The sequence below is a fragment of the Novosphingobium sp. KCTC 2891 genome (assembly GCF_025938155.1).
Taxonomy (GTDB): Bacteria; Pseudomonadota; Alphaproteobacteria; order Sphingomonadales; family Sphingomonadaceae; genus Novosphingobium.
The window spans coordinates 195,214-212,655 of record NZ_JAPCZG010000003.1 but is presented as its reverse complement, the minus strand read 5'-3'; the positions used below and the strand labels follow the sequence as shown (position 1 = coordinate 212,655).

Here is a 17,442-nt window from a genome sequence, read left to right as displayed (position 1 = left end):
AAAAATGAAGGGCCAGTGAATAGCCCTCCGCTTCGGTGCCCGCTTCCCCGCACGCCAACGGCGCACGGGGTGCCGATTATCAGCGCTTGGTGCCGGGGGCTGCGGGGGCGGCCTGCTGCGCCTGCATTTCCTGCCGCATCTTCTCGACTTCGGCCATCGTCTTGGAATCGATCAGCTCGATCTGGAAGACGAGGTCGGAATTGGCCGGAATGGCCTCCGATGCCTGAGCCCCGTAACCAAGCGCGGCGGGGATGCAGAGCCGGTAGATCGAACCGATCGGCATCATCTGGAGGCCTTCGGTGAAACCGGGGATCACGTTGTCGAGATTGAGCGGCGTCGCCTTGTTCTGGTCGAACACCGCGCCCGTCGCGGCAAGATAGCCGATATAGTTGACCAGCACGAAATCGCTCTTGCCCGGCTTGGCCCCGGTCGCGGGCTTGAGCACGGTGTAGCCTAGGCCCGAAGCCGCCTTCGTCGCGCAGGCGCGCAGCGGCGCCTCGATCGTGGGATAGAGCGGCACCGGCAGGATCTTGTCCGCATCGGCCGCAGCAGCGGGGACGGATGCACCGGCGATGCCGGCAGCCAGAACGAGCGAAGCGGGGGCGAAGCGGCGCAGGCGCGCGAGGATCGAGGTCATGGCGGGCGCCTATACCGCCCATGTTGCAGTTCTGCGAGTCCGTAGGCGAATAGTCGTAACAGTGCCGTTCCCCTTGACCGCCCCCCCCTTCGGCCTAAATGCGACTCCATGTTCATTGAAACTGAAACCACGCCCAATCCCGCCACCCTGAAGTTTCTTCCGGGAGAGCAGGTCATGCCCGCCGGCACGCGCGAGTTCACCTCGCCCGAAGACGCGGAAGCATCGCCACTGGCGCAGGCGCTGTTCGATCTTGGCGACGTTTCGGGCGTGCTGTTCGGGCGCGAATTCGTTTCGGTAACGATCGCACCCGGATCGCAGTGGTCCGACGTGAAGCCGCAGGTGCTTTCGCTGCTGCTCGATCATTTCGTCAGCCAGGCGCCGCTTTTCGCGGGCGGCACGGCCAATGGCATTGCCGTCCCCCCGGAAGACGAGGACTTCGGCGACGACCCGGCCCATGCCGAGATCGTCGAACAGATCAAGGACCTGATCGAAACCCGCGTGCGTCCGGCGGTGGCCAACGATGGCGGCGACATCATCTATCGCGGCTTCCGCGACGGCGTCGTGTATCTGAAGATGCAGGGCGCGTGTTCGGGCTGCCCTTCCTCCACGGCGACGCTGAAGAACGGGATCGAAAGCCTGCTCAAGCACTACGTTCCCGAAGTAACCGAAGTCCGCGCCGCCTGACCGGAGTGAATGCCCGCATGACCCAGCCTCTGCCAGACGCGGCGCTCGACCAGCTGTTCCGCACCGCGCGGACCTACAATGGCTTTCTGGACAAGCCGGTCAGCCAGGAACAACTTCATCAGATATGGGATCTGATGAAGTTCGGTCCCACGTCGGCCAACCAGATGCCGGCGCGGCTGGTGTGGTGCGTGACAGACGAGGCGAAGGAAAAGCTCGCCGGCCTTGCTGGCGGCACCAATCCCGACAAGATTCGCCAGGCGCCGGTCACGGTCATCATCGGGATGGACCTCGATTTTCACGAACAGTTGCCGTGGCTGTTTCCCCATGCCGACGCGAAAAGCTGGTTCGACGGCAACGCGTCGCTTCGTGAAATATCGGCAATGCGCAATTCGACGCTGCAAGGCGCCTATTTCATCATGGCGGCGCGCGCGGTCGGTCTCGATACGGGGCCGATGTCGGGCTTTGACAATGCCGCCGTCGATGCCGCGTTCTTCGCCGACACGCCGCAAGTGAAGTCGAACTTCATCTCGACGCTCGGTTACGGCGATCCGGCAACGATCTTCGAGCGCTCGCCGCGCCCCGATTTCCCCACTTTCAACCGTATCGCCTGACCGGGCGCGGAAGGACGACGCCTTGCGCCGACTGGTGATCGACAGTGCTACCGAAAGCTGTTCGGTGGCGCTGTTCGACAATGACACGCTGATCGCGGGCGAATGCCTCACGCTCGGCCGCGGCCACGCCGAACGGCTGGTGCCCATGATCGCAGCCTTGCCCGGCAATGGCCGCGCAGACCACATCGCCGTCGATACCGGCCCCGGCAGCTTTACCGGCATACGCGTCGGGCTGGCAGCCGCGCGCGCGCTGGCGCTGGCGTGGGGCGCGCACGTCGAAGGCTATGCCAGCCTCACGCTCGTCGCCGCCATGGCGCGCCGCGAACGGCCGGGCACGGCGGTGGACGTGGTCATGACCGGCGGCCACGGCGAATGGTTCATGCGCAGCTTCGGCGCAGACGGCGCGCCCGTCACCGATCTTTGCTCGCTCACCCCCGATGCAGCGGCGACGCAATCGCGCGCCCCTCTGGTGGCCGGCAGCCAGGCCGAGGCGCTGGCGGGCCGGCGCGGCGATGCGCCCGCGTTTTTGCCGATCCTGCCCGATGCGCGCGCCTTCGGCCTGCTGGCCGCCCATGATCTCGTCGCCGATCCGGTTGCCGTCTACGGACGCCCGCCCGATGCACGGCTGCCGCAGGCGGGCTGAGAGGGAAGCCATGCGATGACCGGGCCGGAAGACGATCTCGACCGCATCATGCACGTCATGGAACTGGCCTTCGCGCCCGAATACGGAGAAGCGTGGACGCGCCGCCAAGTCTCGGATGCGCTGCTTCTTCCCAATACGCGCTATGGCCTGATCTCTTCCAACGGCGACGCGATCGTATCCGATGCCGATCAAACCGCCGGCTTCTTCCTTTCGCGCAGTATTCTCGATGAAGAAGAACTGCTGCTCTTCGCGATTGCCCCCTCCTTCCGTCGGCGCGGGCTGGGTCACACTCTGCTCACGCGCTTCATCGAACAGGCGCGCAGCCATGGCATGACACGGCTCTTCCTTGAAATGCGCAGCGAAAATCCGGCTGGAATACTCTACGCCTCACACGGATTTCGTCAGGTTGGCGTGCGGCCGGGCTACTATCGCACCACCGATGGACTGCGGATCGACGCGGTAAGTCAGGCGCTCGACCTCTGACAATCGATCGACTTCACAGTCGTTCATGAAAAATCGGTCATCGTTCCGAATCCGACCCGTCGCAATGGTTGTTTCTTGCAGACAAATCTTTATACAAGACTCGACTAATCCAAAGAGTCGCAATCGCCGGATGACGATTGGCAAGCACCGGCGGTCAATAAGGGTCTAAAAAATGACTGAAATCGAAAACGATACGCGTGAAATGCTCATCACCCTCACCTCGGACATCGTTGCTGCCCATGTGAGCAACAACAGCGTCTCGGTGGCGGATCTGCCCACGCTGATCACCAACGTCTATTCTGCGCTGGCCGGTCTTAATCCGACTGAAGCCGCGGCCGAAGCAACGCCCGAGCCGGCAGTGTCGATCCGTTCTTCGGTGAAGAACGATCACATCGTCTGCCTTGAGGACGGCAAGAAGCTGAAGATGCTCAAGCGTCATCTTGCCACGCGCTACAACATGACTCCGGAACAGTATCGCGCGCGCTGGAACCTGCCCGCCGACTATCCGATGGTCGCCCCGGCCTATGCCGAAAAGCGCCGCGAACTGGCCAAGAAGATCGGCCTCGGCCGCAAGCCCGCGCCCAAGCGCGCGCGCGCCAAGACCGCGGCCTGAACGCAGCCGGGGATCGGCGTGCCTCGCCGGTTGAAGAAATGGCCCGCCGGTCTATGATCGGCGGGCCATTTCGTTTTCATCGGATACAACGTGCACCAACCGATCGACATTGAGGCCCTCTGCGCGGAACGGGGCCTCCGGATTACCGACCAGCGCCGCGTCATCGCGCGCGTCCTGTCCGAAAGCAACGACCACCCCGACGTCGAAAAGCTGCACGAGCGCGCCTCTGCCGTCGATCCGCGCATCTCGATCGCCACGGTCTACCGCACGGTCCGCCTGTTCGAGGAAGCCGGCATCCTCGACCGCCACGATTTCGGCGACGGACGCGCGCGCTACGAAGCCACGCCCGAGGCGCACCACGATCACCTGATCGACGTCGAGACCGGCAAGGTCATCGAATTCGTCGACCCCGAACTCGAAGCCCTGCAACGCCAGATCGCGGAAAAGCTCGGCTACCGGCTGGTCGATCACCGTATGGAACTCTACGGCGTCAAGCTTGACCGCGAAGGCTGAAGCCAGCGCCGGCCCCGCGCGCGGCGCGGCGATCGGCATTCTCGGCAAGGTCCGCATCGGCCTGCGCGTTCTGGGCCTGCTCGTGGCGCTGCTGGTCTGCGTGCCGCTGCATTACCTGTGGCGTACCATCCACTACGGCTCGCCGCTGCCCATGCTGTTCCTCGGCCTCGCTGCGCGCATCGCCGGCGCGCGCGTCCGAATCCACGGCACCCACCTGCGGCGCGACGTGTTCTTCATCGCCAACCATGTTTCCTGGGTGGACATCCTGGCCCTGGCCGGTGCCAGCGGCACCGCCTTCGTCGCCAAGGCGGAACTGGAACGCGCGCCGGTCGTGGGCTGGCTGTCGCGCCTCAACCGCACCGTCTTCGTCAGCCGCGAGGACCGCATGGGCGTGGCCGACCAGATCAACCGCCTGAAGGAAGCGCTGGCAGACAACTGGTCCGTCACGGTCTTTCCCGAAGGCACCACCACCGACGGCCAGTCGCTGCTGCCCTTCAAGACCGCGATGCTGCGCGTGCTCGAACCGCCGCCGCCAGGCATCCTCGTCCAGCCGGTCGTGCTGCACTACGGCCCGGTTGCCGAATGGATCGGCTGGATCGGCGATGAAAGCGGGCTCGCCAACGCGCTGCGCGTGCTGGCGCGCAAGGGCTCGTTCCGGCTCGACGTGCACTTCCTCGAACCCTTTGACCCGCGCGATTTTCCGGGGCGCAAGGCCATCGCCGCCGAAGCCCGCGCGCGCATCGAGCCCGCGCTGGAAGCCGCGCTGGAAACGCCGCTGCGTCCTTTCGCGCTCGATGTGGCGCCCGTGCGCTACGTCGGCACACCCTGAATGCGCCTGAAGTCCAGCACGCTTCAAAAGCCGCGCGGATTGGCGTAAGGGCGGCAGCCTATGTCTGCCACCACGCCCCCCAAGACCTTCCACGTCAAAAGCTTCGGCTGCCAGATGAACGTCTATGACGGCGAGCGCATGGCCGAACTGCTCGCCGCGCAGGGCATGACCGCCGCCGATGCGCGCGACGATGCCGACCTGGTCGTGCTCAACACCTGCCACATCCGCGAGAAGGCGACCGAGAAAGTCTATTCCGACATCGGCCGCCTGCGCCGCGACGACGGCTCCAGCCCGCTGATCGCCGTCGCCGGCTGCGTCGCGCAGGCCGAGGGCGTGGAAATCATGACCCGCGCGCCCAGCGTGAAAGTCGTGGTCGGCCCGCAGTCCTATCACCGCCTGCCCGAAATGGTGGCCGACGCCGCCGCCGGACGCCGCGCGACCGAGACCGACATGCCCGCCGAGGCCAAGTTCGCCGCGCTGCCCAAGCGCCGCAAGAGCGGCCCCTCCGCCTTCCTCACCGTGCAGGAAGGCTGCGACAAGTTCTGCACCTATTGCGTGGTGCCTTATACGCGCGGTGCCGAAATCAGCCGGCCGTTCACCGATCTGGTCGAGGAAGCGAAGCTCCTCGTCGCCGGCGGCGCGCGCGAGATCACGCTGCTGGGCCAGAACGTCAACGCCTGGACCGGCGATGATGACAAGGGCCGCCCGGTCGGTCTCGACGGCCTTGTCCGCGCGCTCGCCGCCGATCCCGATCTGGCCCGCATCCGCTATACCACCAGCCATCCCAACGACATGACCGACGGCCTGATCGCGGCGCATGGCGAAGTGGAGAAGCTGATGCCCTTCCTCCACCTGCCGGTTCAATCGGGCAGCGACCGCGTGCTCAAGGCGATGAACCGCAGCCACACCGCGGAAAGCTACCTGCGCGTGCTGGAGCGGGTGCGCGCCGTCCGGCCCGATATCGCGCTGTCGGGCGATTTCATCGTCGGTTTCCCGGGAGAGACCGACGCCGAGTTCGAGGACACGCTGCGGCTGGTCGATGCGGTCGGCTATGCGCAGGCCTTCAGCTTCAAGTATTCCGCGCGCCCCGGCACACCGGCCGCCACGATGGACAGCCACATCACGGCCGATGTCATGGACGATCGCTTGCGCCGCTTGCAGGACGCGCTCAACCGCGACCAGCTGGCCTTCAACCGCGCCTCGATCGGGCAGCGCTGCACCGTCCTGGTCGAGCGCCGCGGCAAGCTGCCGGGCCAGTGGCTGGGCAAGTCGCCCTGGCTGCAATCGGTGCATTTCATGGGCGAGGCGGCGCTGGGCGATCTGGTCACCGTCGATCTGGTCGATGCCGGACCGAACTCCATTGCGGGCGTTCTGGCCGAAAAGCAGGCCGCCTGACGCCTCCGACCGATCCGGCCGGCGGCGAATTTCCCACAATACTGTGCAAATCGTGCCGGCCAGCACCCTTTTCCGGCCCTGCTGTCTTGCGCGTGCCACATCGCTCCCTAATCTTGGGGCACACCCTGCGAAAGGAGCACGCATCCCCTCGATATGGCTCGCAAGTTCCCCCGCGCCCACGAAGCGGCGCCTCGCGACTATGGCTCCTCGAAGACGGAGCATCGTCCGGATGTTCACCGGCGCGCACGTGTGGAAGTGGAATTTGACGAGCAGACCGTTCTGGGATCGCTGTTCGGACAGTTCGACACCAACCTTGTCCAGATCGAGAACCGCCTCGGCGTCTATATCTCGGCGCGCGGCAACCGCGTCCTGATCGAAGGGCCGGAAGATGCCGTGGCCCGCGCGCGCGAAGTGCTGCGCGGCATGCACCAGCGGCTTTTGACGGGTCACGAAGTCGATGCCGGCGCGGTCGAATCGCTCATCATGATGTCGAACGAACCCACGCTGGAGGGGATCATCACCGGTGCGCCCGGCGGCACTCCGCCGATCATGATCCGCACCCGCAAGAAAACGATCGTCCCGCGCAGCCCTACGCAGATCGAATACATGAAGGCGCTGATCCGCGACGACGTGATCTTCGCGCTCGGTCCGGCGGGCACGGGCAAGACCTACCTGGCGGTGGCGCAGGCGGTGGCCCAGTTGATGAGCGGCTCGGTCCAGCGCCTGATCCTGTCGCGCCCGGCGGTCGAAGCCGGCGAGCGGCTGGGCTTCCTCCCCGGCGACATGAAGGAGAAGGTCGATCCCTATCTCCGCCCGCTCTACGACGCGCTTTACGATTGCATGCCGCCGGAACAGGTCGAGCGCCGCATCGCCAGCGGCGAGATCGAGATCGCGCCCATCGCCTTCATGCGCGGGCGCACGCTGGCCGATGCCTTCGTCATCCTCGACGAAGCGCAGAATACCACGCCGGCGCAGATGAAGATGTTCCTCACCCGCTTCGGCCAGAACAGCCGCATGGTGGTCTGCGGAGACCCCAAGCAGGTCGACCTTCCCGGCGGCGTCAGCGCCAGCGGGCTGGCCGATGCGGTGGGCCGGCTCGAAGGCGTGGACGGTATCGGCACGGTGCGGTTCAACATTGCCGACGTGGTCCGCCATCCCATCGTCGGGCGGATCGTCGAAGCCTATGAAGGCAAGGATTCGTGAGCGCCCCCATTCTCGAAATCGATGTCGATCCGATCTGGGGAGACGAAACCGACTGGGAAGAACTGACCAACCGCGCGGCCGAGGCGATTGCCCGGGTCGTGCCGGAACTGGCGCACGACAACCTTCTGGTCAGCCTGGTCATGGCGGATGACGAGGAAGTCCACGCGCTCAACAAGCAATGGCGGGCCAAGGACAAGCCAACCAACGTCCTGTCCTTTCCCATGCTCAGCCGCGAGGAAGTGCTGGCCGCCGCCGCCAACGAAGCCGCGCCAGGGATGCTGGGCGACCTGATCCTCGCGCACGGCGTCTGCGTGCGTGAGGCGGCGGAGAAAGGCGCCACCGTGGAAGCCCATGCCAGCCATCTGGTGATCCACGGACTGCTCCATCTGGCGGGCTACGACCATGAACTGGGCGAAGCGGAAGCCGAGGAAATGGAAGGCCTGGAGCGGAAGGCGCTTGCACTTATCGGCATCGCCGACCCATATGCCATCACGGATTGACCATCAGGGGAAGCATACAGTGGCCGAGGGCAACGGCTCCAGCGGCGATAGCCGATCGGGAGACGGAGACAGTAACAGCGCGCTATGGCGCGCTATCAAGGCATTCTTCCGGGGACCGGACAGCGACCAGTCGCTGCGCGCCCAGATCGAGGAAGCCATCGAAGAGCACGAGCATGAGCCGGGCCACGATGAAGGTGCCGATGGCGACCTGATCCCGCTCGAACGGCAGATGCTCAAGAACCTGCTCCATTTCAGCGAGCACGATGCCGATGACGTGGCGATCCCGCGCGGCGAGATCATCGCGATCGCGGCCTCGTCCACGTTCGAGGAACTCGTCGCCGCCTTTGCCGAGCATGGCCACAGCCGCCTGCCGGTCTATCGCGATTCGCTCGACGAAGTGATCGGCATGATCCACATCAAGGACGTGTTCCCCCACCTCGCCGCGCTGGCGTTCGGGGGCAAGCCGGCGCCCGGCGACTGGCTCTCGCTGATGCGCCAGCCGCTGTTCGTGCCCCAGGCCCGCGGCGCGATCGACGTGCTGGCCGACATGCGCGCCAGCCGCACGCACCTGGCCGTGGTGATCGACGAATATTCGGGCACCGACGGCATCATCACCATCGAGGATCTGGTCGAGGAAATCGTCGGCGAGATCGAGGACGAGCACGACGACGCGCCGCAGGAACTGCTCCGCCGGCTCGATCCCGACACGTGGGACGCCGATGCGCGCGCAGAACTGGATGACGTAGGGGAAATCATCGATCCCCGTCTTGCCGAAGTGGACGAAGACGTGGATACGCTCGGCGGTCTCGCCGTGGTATTGGCGGGAGAGGTTCCACCGGTCGGCCGCGTTCTCGAACATGGCAGCGGCTGGCGGATCGAAGTCACCGAGGGCGATGAACGCCGGCTCACCCGCCTGCGCCTCCACGCCCCCAAACCGCCCGAAGCCGAAGAAGAATAGCCCCGCCGATGATCCGCCGCCTTCCCCCGCTGAGATCGCTGGAGGCCTTCATCCGCGTCGTGCGCGCCGGTTCGGCCAAGACCGCCGCGGCCGAACTCGCGCTCAGCCCTTCGGCGCTCTCGCGCCGGCTGGGGGCTTTGGAAGAGTTTGTCGGCAAGTCGCTGTTCGAGCGCAAGCACCAGATGCTGAAGCTGACCGAGGAAGGACAGTCGCTCTACGACGCCATCGCACCGCTGATGGACGAGATGACCGACCGCATCGACCGGCTGGTCGATACCGGCAAGGTCATGCGCCTGCGGCTGGGCGTGCTGCCGCTGTTCGGCAGCCAGCGCCTGTTCCCGCGCCTGGGCGAGCTGCGCAAGTTGCACCCGCAGCTGCATATCGACATCGACAGCAGCAACGTTGCCGAGACCAAGCTGGGCGACACCATCGACGCGGCCATCGTCCTGTCCGAAGGGCCGGATGCCACGCTCCACTCGGTGCGGCTCGATCACAACCGCGTCCATGCCATCGCGTCGAAGGAAATGGCCGCCGAACTGGGCGACCGGCCCAATATCGAGAAACTGTCCAAGCAGACCTTCCTCGTCCACAACGATCTGCCGATGAGCTTCGAGGCATGGAAGAAGGCGCTGCATATCGAGGCGCTTCAGCCCGCCGCCATCGATCATTTCGATTCGGGCCAGCTGATCCTCGAAGCCGCCGCACAAGGCCTCGGCATCGCGATCATGCACGATGACCATTACCTGCGCAGCCACGATCCCCGGCTGGCGCGCGTCTATGACATCGAGGTCGACAGCCCCTATTCCTACTGGTTCGTCTGCCGCCCGCGCGCGCTGCAGTCGCGCCCGGTGCGCCTGTTCCACGACTGGATGCTGAAAGCCGGGCTGTGAGCGCAGCGATCACCCGCGCCGCGCGGGCGGTCCGCATCCACGTCCCTGTCGCCCCCGAAACACTGCAGGCCGTGCTTGCCGGGAACAGCGCCGCGATGGAGGCGGACCCCACACTCGGCGCCATGCTCCGCATCATCCGCGAGCAGCCTGCGCTCGGCGATTTCGGGCTTTACGACGGAGTGGCGGAAATCGGACTGGGCTGGGAAACCTTCACCCCCGCCGCCGATGCCGCGCCCACGCTCGGCGCACCGGGCAAGACCGCGTTCTCCCCCACCGTCACGCTCACCACGTGGATCGCGAGCAGCGCGACGGAGAAGTCGGTCGATGACGCCCTCGCCGCGCTGATGGCCGCGCATCCTTGGGAAGTGCCAGTGATCGAGGTCACCGAAAGCCGCCTCGTGGTGCGGCCCCCGGCCCCCTGAACCTCAGGCGCGCATCGATCCCGTCCTGACGAACCGCTGGTGCCAAGAAAGCGCTTCGTCCAGCAGCGAAGGCGAGTGCTTGCCATACGAATTGCGCAGCGCGCGTTCGTAGTAATCGGCCAGCATCCCCCGGAAATCGGGATGGACGCACTTTTCGATCACCAGCCGCGCGCGCTGCTTGGGCGCCAGCCCGCGCAAGTCTGCCAGCCCCTGCTCGGTGACCACCACCTGCACATCCTGGTCGATGTGGTCGACATGGCTGACCTGCGGCACGATGGTCGAGATCGCCCCGCCCTTCGCGGTCGAGGGCGCCATGAAGATCGAGATATAGGCGTTGCGCGCAAAGTCGCCCGAACCGCCGATGCCGTTCTGGATGCGCGATCCCATCACGTGGGTGGAATTGACGTTGCCGTAGATGTCCGCCTCGACCATCCCGTTCATCGCAATGCAGCCTAGGCGGCGCACCAGTTCGGGGTGGTTGCTGATTTCCTGCGGGCGCAGGATGATGCGGTCGCGGAAGCGCGCCATGTCGGCGTTGAGCGCGTGCGCCGCTTCGGGGCTGAGCGAGAACGCCGTGGCCGACGCCATGCGCAGCTTCCCCGCCGCCAGCAGGTCGAGCATCCCGTCCTGAAGCACCTCGGTGTACGAAGTCATCGGCTCGAACGGGCTGTCGAGCAGGCCCGCGAGCACCGCGTTGGCGATGTTGCCCACGCCCGACTGGATCGGCAGCAGCGAGCGCGGCAGGCGGCCCATCGCCACTTCGTGCCCGAAGAAGTCGAGCAGGTGCCCGGCAATCGCCTTGGCCGCGCTGTCGGGCGCCTTGAACGGCTGGTTGCGATCGGGGGAATCGGTCTCCACCACCGCGACCACCTTGGCCGGATCGCAGCGCAGCGTCGGCTGGCCGATGCGGTCGTCGGGACGGATCAGGGGGATCGGCACGCGGTGCGGCGGCAGCGCGGTGCCATAATAGACGTCGTGCATCCCCTCCAGCGCGGGGTTCTGCCAGCGGTTGACCTCAAGGATCACCTTGTCCGCGCGGTCGAGCCAGGTCTTGTTGTTGCCGATGGAGGACGACGGCACCAGCGACCCGTCGGGCAGGATCGCGGTCACTTCGATCAGCGCGGTGTCGAGCGGGCCGAGAAAGCCCTGCCACGCCATCGGCGCCACCTGCGAGAGGTGCATGTCGAAGTAGTTCATCTCGCCCGAATTGATCTGTTCGCGCGCGATGGGGTCGGAATTGTAGGGCAGGCGGAAATCGATGCCCTTGGCCTTGGCCAGCGCGCCGTCCAGCTCCGGCCCGGTCGATGCGCCGGTCCACACCTTGATCGTGAAGGGATCGCCGGCAGCGTGCGCCTCCTCGATCCGCCGGGCCAGCGCCATCGGCACCGCCTTGGGATAACCGGCACCGGTAAACCCGCTCATGCCCACCACGCTGCCCGGCGCGATCAGCGCCGCGGCGGCATCGGCATCCATCACGCGGTCGGCAAGGGCGGTGCAGGCAATCCGGCTGGTCATCTCACGTCTCCGTCTCGATGGTCGGCCCCTAGACCGCCATCCCTCGCAGGATAACCGAGACTTCGGTCTAATGCGCGTCCGGTATGATGCACGCGCACGAAAAAAGGGGCGGAAGAACCGCCCCTTTTCCTTTTTCGACGCTGTGCCTAACGCGGCTCAGCCGGCGACGATGGTCGCCTTGCGGATCACGCCCGGGTTTGCCGGCGGCTCGCCCTTGGGCAGCGCGTCGACCAGCTCCATGCCGCTCTCGACTTCGCCCCACACGGTGTACTGCTTGTCGAGGAAGCGCGCATCGTCGAAGCAGATGAAGAACTGGCTGTTCGCCGAGTGCGGATAGCTGGTGCGCGCCATCGAGCAGACGCCGCGCACATGCGGGTGGTCGTTGAATTCGGCCTGGAGGTCGGGCTTGGACGAACCGCCCATGCCGGTGCCCTGCGGGCAGCCGCCCTGCGCCATGAAGCCGGGAATCACGCGGTGGAACTTCACCCCGTCGTAAAACCCTTCGCCGGTCAGCTCCTTGATCCGGGCGACGTGGCCGGGGGCCAGATCCGGGCGCAGCTTGATCACGACGTCGCCGGAATCGAGCGACAGAACCAGTTTTTCGTCAGGCATGGGTTCTCAAAGTCCTTGTTGTCTCGCGCGCCGATATAAGGGCTTCCCCAACAAAGTCACGCGGGGGCGGCCAAGGCGGTTGCTTTTGCAGGTCCATCCCCTATCCCGGCGCCGATGGAGCGCGAGGACGACAGGGTCGAAACTGTCCTTGCCGACGGCCTCCGCGACCACGCGGACGATACGCCGCCGGCCGATTCCGCGCGCCATTCGGAAAGCCTCGATCACGCGGACAACACGCTTCGCCCGAAGTTCATCCGCAAGGTGGCCGAAGCACTCGACAGTGAAGACCAGGAACAGGTCTACAACCTTGTCGAACCGCTCCACCCGGCCGACATCGCCGACCTTTTCGAGCTGATCGGCGCCGAATACCGCGCCCCGCTCGCCCGCGCGATCAACGACCTGCTCGGCAGCGAAGTGCTGGCGGAAATGAACGACTGGGTCCGCGACGACCTGGTCGACGAACTCGATCCCGACGAAGTCGCCGAACTCGCCGAGCAGATGGAGACGGACGACGCCGTCGCCCTGATCGAGGATCTCGACGAGGAGGACCAGCAGGCCGTCCTCGCCGAGATGGAGCCGGAAGACCGCGCCGCGATCGAAAGCGCGCTGTCCTATCCCGAGGAATCCGCCGGCCGCCTGATGAGCCGCGATTTCATCGCGGTGCCCGAACATCTCACCGTGGGCGACCTGATCGATTACCTGCGCGACGACCGGAACCTCGCCACCGAGTTCTGGGAAGTGTTCATCGTCGACCCGAAGCATCGCCCGGTCGGCACCTGCATGCTCTCGTGGATCCTGCGCGCGCCGCGCCACGTCGCGCTCAGCGACGTGATGAAGCGCGACCAGACGCTGATCCCCGTCACGATGGACCAGGAAGAAGTCGCGCTGCGCTTCCAGAAGTACGCGCTGATTTCGGCCGCCATCGTCGACGAAAGCGGCCGGCTGGTGGGCCAGATCACCGTCGACGACATCGTCCACATCATCCAGGAAGAAGCGGGCGAGGACGCCCTGCTGCTGTCCGGCGCGGGCGAAGGCGACATCAACGAGCCGCTGCCGCGCACCATCCGCACGCGCATGATCTGGCTGTCGATCAACCTGGGCACCGCGATCCTTGCCTCCTCGGTGGTGGCCCTGTTCGAAGCCACCATCACCCGGCTCGTCACGCTCGCCGTGCTGATGCCCATCGTCACCGGCATGGGCGGCAATGCCGCAACCCAGACGATGACCGTGACGGTGCGCGCGCTCGCCACCAACCAGCTGACCAGTTCCAACACCTTGCGCATGATCGCGCGCGAATGGTGGATCGCGTCGGCCAACGGCTGGGGTCTCGGCCTGCTGATGGCGGCCACCTGCCAGGTCATCTACCAGGACTGGATGCTGTCGTTCGTGCTGCTGCTGGCGATGATCCTCAACAGCATCAACGCCGGACTTTCGGGCGTTCTGATCCCGCTGGGGCTGGACAAGCTCAAGATCGACCCTGCCGTCACCTCCACCGTGTTCGTCACCACCATGACCGACACCTTCGGGTTCTTCTTCTTCCTCGGCCTCGCCGAACTCTTTGCGCTGCACTAGAGGCCGGTTTGCAAGCGCGCTGACCGGCGCCTATCTTCTGTCCATGCCGCTACACATGACCAAGGTCGCCTACGGGGCGCAATCGCTGGAAGAAGTCCACGGCTGGTTCCGGGCGCGCGGCGCGGAAGCCCGCCTGACCACACGCTACCTGCCCAAGCGGCACGAGGAAATGGTCGGCGGCTCGCTGTTCTGGATCCTGAAGCACCAATTGGTCGCCCGCTCGCCGATCCTCGGTTTCGAGGAAGCGCCGGACGGCCGCACCGAAATCGTGATCGCCGCCAAGCTGATCGACGTCCACCCCAAGCCAAAGCGCGCCCATCAGGGCTGGCGCTACCTTGCCGACGCCGATGCCCCGCGCGATCTGGCCGACGGCGAGGAAGCGGAAATGCTGCCGCCCTCGCTGGCGGGCGAACTGGCGAAACTGGGACTGGTGTAAGGCGCGCGGGCCTCCCCGCGCACCGTTGCCAGTCTATCCCGCCCGTTCCGCCATCACACGCTCGCGCTCGATCACCTTGCGCAGCACGCTGGCGTAAGTCTGCGGGTCCTGCGCGCCCGGCACCATGAACTTGCCGTTGATCACCATCGCCGGCACGCCGCTCACGTTCAGGTCCCATGCCTGTCGCTGGCCCGCATGAACCAGCCGGTCGATCTCGGGATCGGCCAGCGCGGCTTCGGCGGCGGTACGGTCGAGTCCGGTTTCCTCCGCGATGTCGAGCAGCACCTGCGGGTCCGACACATTGCGGCGATACTGGAAATGCGCGTCGAACAGCGCGTGCTTCAGCCGCGCCTGCACCTGCGGACCCAGATCGCGCAGCGCCCACACCAGCAGGCGGTGCGCCATGTGCGTGTTCCACATCATCGAAGGCGGCGCCTCGCCCCCCTCTGCTTTGGGCCCAGCGTAGTCGAACGAATAGCCCGCGCTTTCCGCGATGGTCTTCATCTGCGCGCGTCCTTGCGCCGCCTGTTCGGGCGTTCGGCCATACTTGCGCATGATGTGCGCCGCGCTGTCCTCGCCCTCGGGCGGCATGTCGGGGTTCAGCTCGAAGGGATGGAAGCGGATTTCCGCCTCGATCTCGCCTTCCAGCTCGTCCAGCGCCTTTTCCAGCTGGCGCGTGCCGATCACGCACCACGGGCACATCACGTCGGACCAGATGTCGATGACGACTTGTTCGGGAGCGCTCATTTCGCCAGCCACCACTTCAGCAGATGATGCGCCACCGCGAAAGGCGGGGGCGCGATGAAAGCGCCGTCCTCGTCGCCGGACATCGCCAGCTCGACTTCGGCGCGCGTGAACCAACGCGCATCGTCCAGCTCGGTTTCGTCGATGACGATGGTCTTGTCATCCGCCACCGCGCAGCAGCCGATCATCAGCGAGGACGGGAAAGGCCAGGGCTGGCTGGCGACATAGGTCACGTCGCGCACTTTCACGCCCGCTTCCTCCAGCACTTCGCGCGCCACGGCTTCCTCGATCGATTCGCCCGGCTCCACGAAACCGGCCAGCGCCGAGAAACGCTTGGGAGGGAAGCGGGGCTGGCGGCCCAGCAGCAGTTCGCCGTCGCATTCCACCAGCATGATCGTCACCGGATCGACGCGCGGGTAATGCTCGGCCTTGCAGGCATCATTGGTGCAATTGCGCTGCCAGCCGCCCTTGGCCAGCTTGGTCGCGCCGCCGCACTTGGCGCAGAAGCGGTGCCGCGCGTGCCAGTCGACCAGGCTGCGCGCGCCGCCATAGATGGCAAGGTCGGTGGCCGGCAGGGTGGACATCGCCTGCCACAGCCGCGGATTGGGCGGCGCCACGCTGCCGATCAGCCGCGGCGCCACTTCCGCGAAACAGCCGCGCCCATCTTCGGCAAGACCAAGGAACACCAGTTCCGCTTCCGGATCGGCATCGGCCAGCGTGCCCCACTCCAGCCCGCCTTCGGGCGCGATCAGCGGATCGATTCCGTCCAGCCGCAGCAACCGGGCGCGCCAGTTCATCAGGCCCGCCAGCTTTTCGGCGTCGGAGCGCACGTGATCGGCGCGGTCCAGTCCCGAACCGGCAAAGGCTATCGTCTTTTCCACCATCACGCCGCCACCTTCTTCGCCATCACATCGGCCAACACGGCCTTGGGGAATTCTTCCTGCACGGGTAGCGCCTCCGATGGCATGAATTGCACGTAAAGGCCGGCGCGTGCGCCGACCCGGGTATTGATGAAGCCCACGGTGCCCGCCGCGCCCGCCCAGCCAAACGTGCCGGCATCCTCGCCCAGCCCCACGCGGCCGCCCGCGCCGAACCCGCCGCCCTTGACGAACCGGTCGGTCACCACCGCGCCCGGCGGCAGCAGGTTGCTCGTGCCCAGCCGCACCGCGGCCTCGCTCATCACGCGGGTCCGGCCGATCCTGCCCTGTCCCAGCAGCATTGCCAGGAACCGGTCATAATCGCGCGGACTGGAGACCAGCCCCGCCCCGCCATAGGGAAACGCCGGCGCTTGCAGATAGACCGAGCTGTCCGCCGGATCGAGCGGCACCGCTCTTCCGCCAAACAGCGCATAATTGGTGGTCAGGCGCGAAACCTGGCTTTCCGGCACGCGAAACCAGGTGCTGTCCATCCCGGCGGGCGCGAACATCCGCTCGGCCAGGAACACATCGAACGGCTGGCCGGAGACGACCTCGATCACGCGGCCCAGCAGATCCAGCCCCACCGAATAGGACCAGCGCGTCCCCGGCTCATAGACCAGCGGCAGTTCCGCCAGCCGGTCGGCAAACACTTCAAGGCTGGGCGCCGCGTTCATTGTCCACAGCCCTGGCACCGGCACGCGGCTGATCTGCGCGGGCACCAGCCCCTGCGCTTCATAGGCGGCCTTGATCGGCCCCGTCTGCACGATGGTATAGCCCAGCCCCGCGGTGTGGGTCAGCAGATGCCGCACGGTGATCGCCGTCTTCGCGGGCCGCACCTGATCGAGCGCGCCGTCGGGCGTCACCTGCACCTGCATCTTCGCGAATTTCGGCAGGACGTCGGCAATCGGCTGGTCGAGCTGCAACTTGCCCTCGTCCACCAGCATCATCGCCGCCATGCCGGTGACGGGCTTGGTCATCGAATAGATGCGGAACAGGCTGTCCAGCGTGACCGGCGCGATCCGGCCCCGGCTTTCCACGCCGCGCGCGATGCCCACCGGCACATCCTCGCCCCAGCCGAGCGCGGCGACCATGCCCGCCACGCTTCCGCCCGAAACATAGCGGTCGATCATGCCCGTCACGTGGGGATAACGCGCCTCGGCCGCCATGCTCGCAAAGGCACGCCCCGACGACAGCGCGGCGCCCAGCAAGCCGGCGCCCAGCAGACCACCCGAACGCAGCAGCTCGCGCCGCGATACGGTCATGCG

21 protein-coding genes are annotated in these 17,442 nt (G+C 66.2%); 15 read left to right on the top strand and 6 right to left on the bottom strand.

The genetic code is table 11. The features are described from left to right. Positions 1-79: 79 nt before the first annotated feature. Entirely contained in the window at positions 80-637 is a 558-nt protein-coding gene (locus OLX02_RS07315; RefSeq protein ID WP_264421548.1) for an FKBP-type peptidyl-prolyl cis-trans isomerase, read from the bottom strand. Between the two features lie 108 nt (positions 638-745). Here OLX02_RS07315 and OLX02_RS07310 point away from each other — a divergent pair, with 108 nt between their 5' ends. The 13 genes from OLX02_RS07310 to OLX02_RS07250 all read left to right on the top strand — a co-directional run bounded on the left by OLX02_RS07310 (position 746) and on the right by OLX02_RS07250 (position 10,381). Then, positions 746-1,321, top strand: coding sequence for a NifU family protein (locus tag OLX02_RS07310; protein ID WP_264421547.1), 576 nt, complete (start codon positions 746-748; stop codon positions 1,319-1,321). Positions 1,322-1,338: 17 nt separating this feature from the next. Further along, the gene (locus OLX02_RS07305; protein ID WP_264421545.1) at positions 1,339-1,932 is read left to right on the top strand and encodes a malonic semialdehyde reductase; all 594 of its coding nucleotides are present in this window, start codon (positions 1,339-1,341) and stop codon (positions 1,930-1,932) included. 22 nt (positions 1,933-1,954) lie between these two features. After that, complete coding sequence (tsaB, locus tag OLX02_RS07300) at positions 1,955-2,575, top strand: tRNA (adenosine(37)-N6)-threonylcarbamoyltransferase complex dimerization subunit type 1 TsaB (protein WP_264421543.1); 621 nt, start codon at positions 1,955-1,957, stop codon at positions 2,573-2,575. A 15-nt stretch (positions 2,576-2,590) separates the two neighbouring features. Further along, complete coding sequence (locus OLX02_RS07295; protein ID WP_264421541.1) at positions 2,591-3,058, top strand: GNAT family N-acetyltransferase; 468 nt, start codon at positions 2,591-2,593, stop codon at positions 3,056-3,058. Positions 3,059-3,230: 172 nt separating this feature from the next. After that, positions 3,231-3,671, top strand: a complete 441-nt coding sequence (locus tag OLX02_RS07290; RefSeq protein ID WP_264421540.1) for a MucR family transcriptional regulator — start codon at positions 3,231-3,233, stop codon at positions 3,669-3,671. Between the two features lie 90 nt (positions 3,672-3,761). Next, the gene (locus OLX02_RS07285; protein ID WP_264421539.1) at positions 3,762-4,184 is read left to right on the top strand and encodes a Fur family transcriptional regulator; all 423 of its coding nucleotides are present in this window, start codon (positions 3,762-3,764) and stop codon (positions 4,182-4,184) included. After that, positions 4,168-5,013, top strand: a complete 846-nt coding sequence (locus OLX02_RS07280; protein WP_264421536.1) for a lysophospholipid acyltransferase family protein — start codon at positions 4,168-4,170, stop codon at positions 5,011-5,013. The genes OLX02_RS07285 and OLX02_RS07280 overlap by 17 nt, the downstream gene beginning before the upstream one ends. A gap of 60 nt (positions 5,014-5,073) precedes the next feature. Continuing rightward, positions 5,074-6,408, top strand: coding sequence for a tRNA (N6-isopentenyl adenosine(37)-C2)-methylthiotransferase MiaB (gene miaB / locus OLX02_RS07275; protein ID WP_264421534.1), 1,335 nt, complete (start codon positions 5,074-5,076; stop codon positions 6,406-6,408). A gap of 153 nt (positions 6,409-6,561) precedes the next feature. Next, positions 6,562-7,611 (top strand): PhoH family protein, encoded by a 1,050-nt coding sequence (locus tag OLX02_RS07270; protein WP_264421532.1) that lies wholly within the window; start codon positions 6,562-6,564, stop codon positions 7,609-7,611. Beyond that, positions 7,608-8,111 (top strand): rRNA maturation RNase YbeY, encoded by a 504-nt coding sequence (gene ybeY / locus OLX02_RS07265; RefSeq protein ID WP_264421530.1) that lies wholly within the window; start codon positions 7,608-7,610, stop codon positions 8,109-8,111. The genes OLX02_RS07270 and ybeY overlap by 4 nt, the downstream gene beginning before the upstream one ends. Positions 8,112-8,130: 19 nt before the next feature. Continuing rightward, on the top strand, positions 8,131-9,069 hold the full coding sequence (locus tag OLX02_RS07260) for a hemolysin family protein (RefSeq protein WP_264421529.1): 939 nt from the start codon (positions 8,131-8,133) through the stop codon (positions 9,067-9,069). Between the two features lie 8 nt (positions 9,070-9,077). Next, positions 9,078-9,959: a LysR substrate-binding domain-containing protein gene (locus OLX02_RS07255; RefSeq protein ID WP_264421528.1), complete on the top strand. Its 882-nt coding sequence runs from the start codon at positions 9,078-9,080 to the stop codon at positions 9,957-9,959. Next, positions 9,956-10,381 (top strand): hypothetical protein, encoded by a 426-nt coding sequence (locus tag OLX02_RS07250; protein WP_264421527.1) that lies wholly within the window; start codon positions 9,956-9,958, stop codon positions 10,379-10,381. Before OLX02_RS07255 ends, OLX02_RS07250 begins: the two co-directional genes overlap by 4 nt. Before the next feature lie 3 nt (positions 10,382-10,384). Here OLX02_RS07250 and OLX02_RS07245 read toward each other — a convergent pair whose 3' ends face one another. After that, positions 10,385-11,896 (bottom strand): acetyl-CoA hydrolase/transferase family protein, encoded by a 1,512-nt coding sequence (locus tag OLX02_RS07245; protein WP_264421525.1) that lies wholly within the window; start codon positions 11,894-11,896, stop codon positions 10,385-10,387. A 156-nt stretch (positions 11,897-12,052) separates the two neighbouring features. Then, on the bottom strand, positions 12,053-12,508 hold the full coding sequence (locus OLX02_RS07240; RefSeq protein WP_264421523.1) for a peptidylprolyl isomerase: 456 nt from the start codon (positions 12,506-12,508) through the stop codon (positions 12,053-12,055). A 114-nt stretch (positions 12,509-12,622) separates the two neighbouring features. Between OLX02_RS07240 and mgtE the strand changes: the two genes are divergently transcribed. After that, entirely contained in the window at positions 12,623-14,080 is a 1,458-nt protein-coding gene (gene mgtE, locus OLX02_RS07235; protein WP_264421522.1) for a magnesium transporter, read from the top strand. A gap of 43 nt (positions 14,081-14,123) precedes the next feature. Next, positions 14,124-14,516, top strand: coding sequence for a DUF1489 family protein (locus OLX02_RS07230; protein ID WP_264421520.1), 393 nt, complete (start codon positions 14,124-14,126; stop codon positions 14,514-14,516). A 33-nt stretch (positions 14,517-14,549) separates the two neighbouring features. Here OLX02_RS07230 and OLX02_RS07225 read toward each other — a convergent pair whose 3' ends face one another. From OLX02_RS07225 to OLX02_RS07215, 3 genes are read right to left on the bottom strand one after another with little or no spacing between them, the layout of a single operon-like run. Continuing rightward, positions 14,550-15,263 carry a DsbA family oxidoreductase gene (locus tag OLX02_RS07225; protein WP_264421518.1) on the bottom strand — a complete coding sequence of 238 codons (714 nt, stop codon included), beginning with the start codon at positions 15,261-15,263 and terminating at the stop codon, positions 14,550-14,552. After that, positions 15,260-16,144: an NAD(+) diphosphatase gene (nudC, locus tag OLX02_RS07220; protein WP_264422067.1), complete on the bottom strand. Its 885-nt coding sequence runs from the start codon at positions 16,142-16,144 to the stop codon at positions 15,260-15,262. The genes OLX02_RS07225 and nudC overlap by 4 nt, the downstream gene beginning before the upstream one ends. Then, the gene (locus OLX02_RS07215) at positions 16,144-17,439 is read right to left on the bottom strand and encodes a serine hydrolase domain-containing protein (RefSeq protein ID WP_264421515.1); all 1,296 of its coding nucleotides are present in this window, start codon (positions 17,437-17,439) and stop codon (positions 16,144-16,146) included. The genes nudC and OLX02_RS07215 overlap by 1 nt, the downstream gene beginning before the upstream one ends. Between the last annotated feature and the right edge of the window lie 3 nt (positions 17,440-17,442).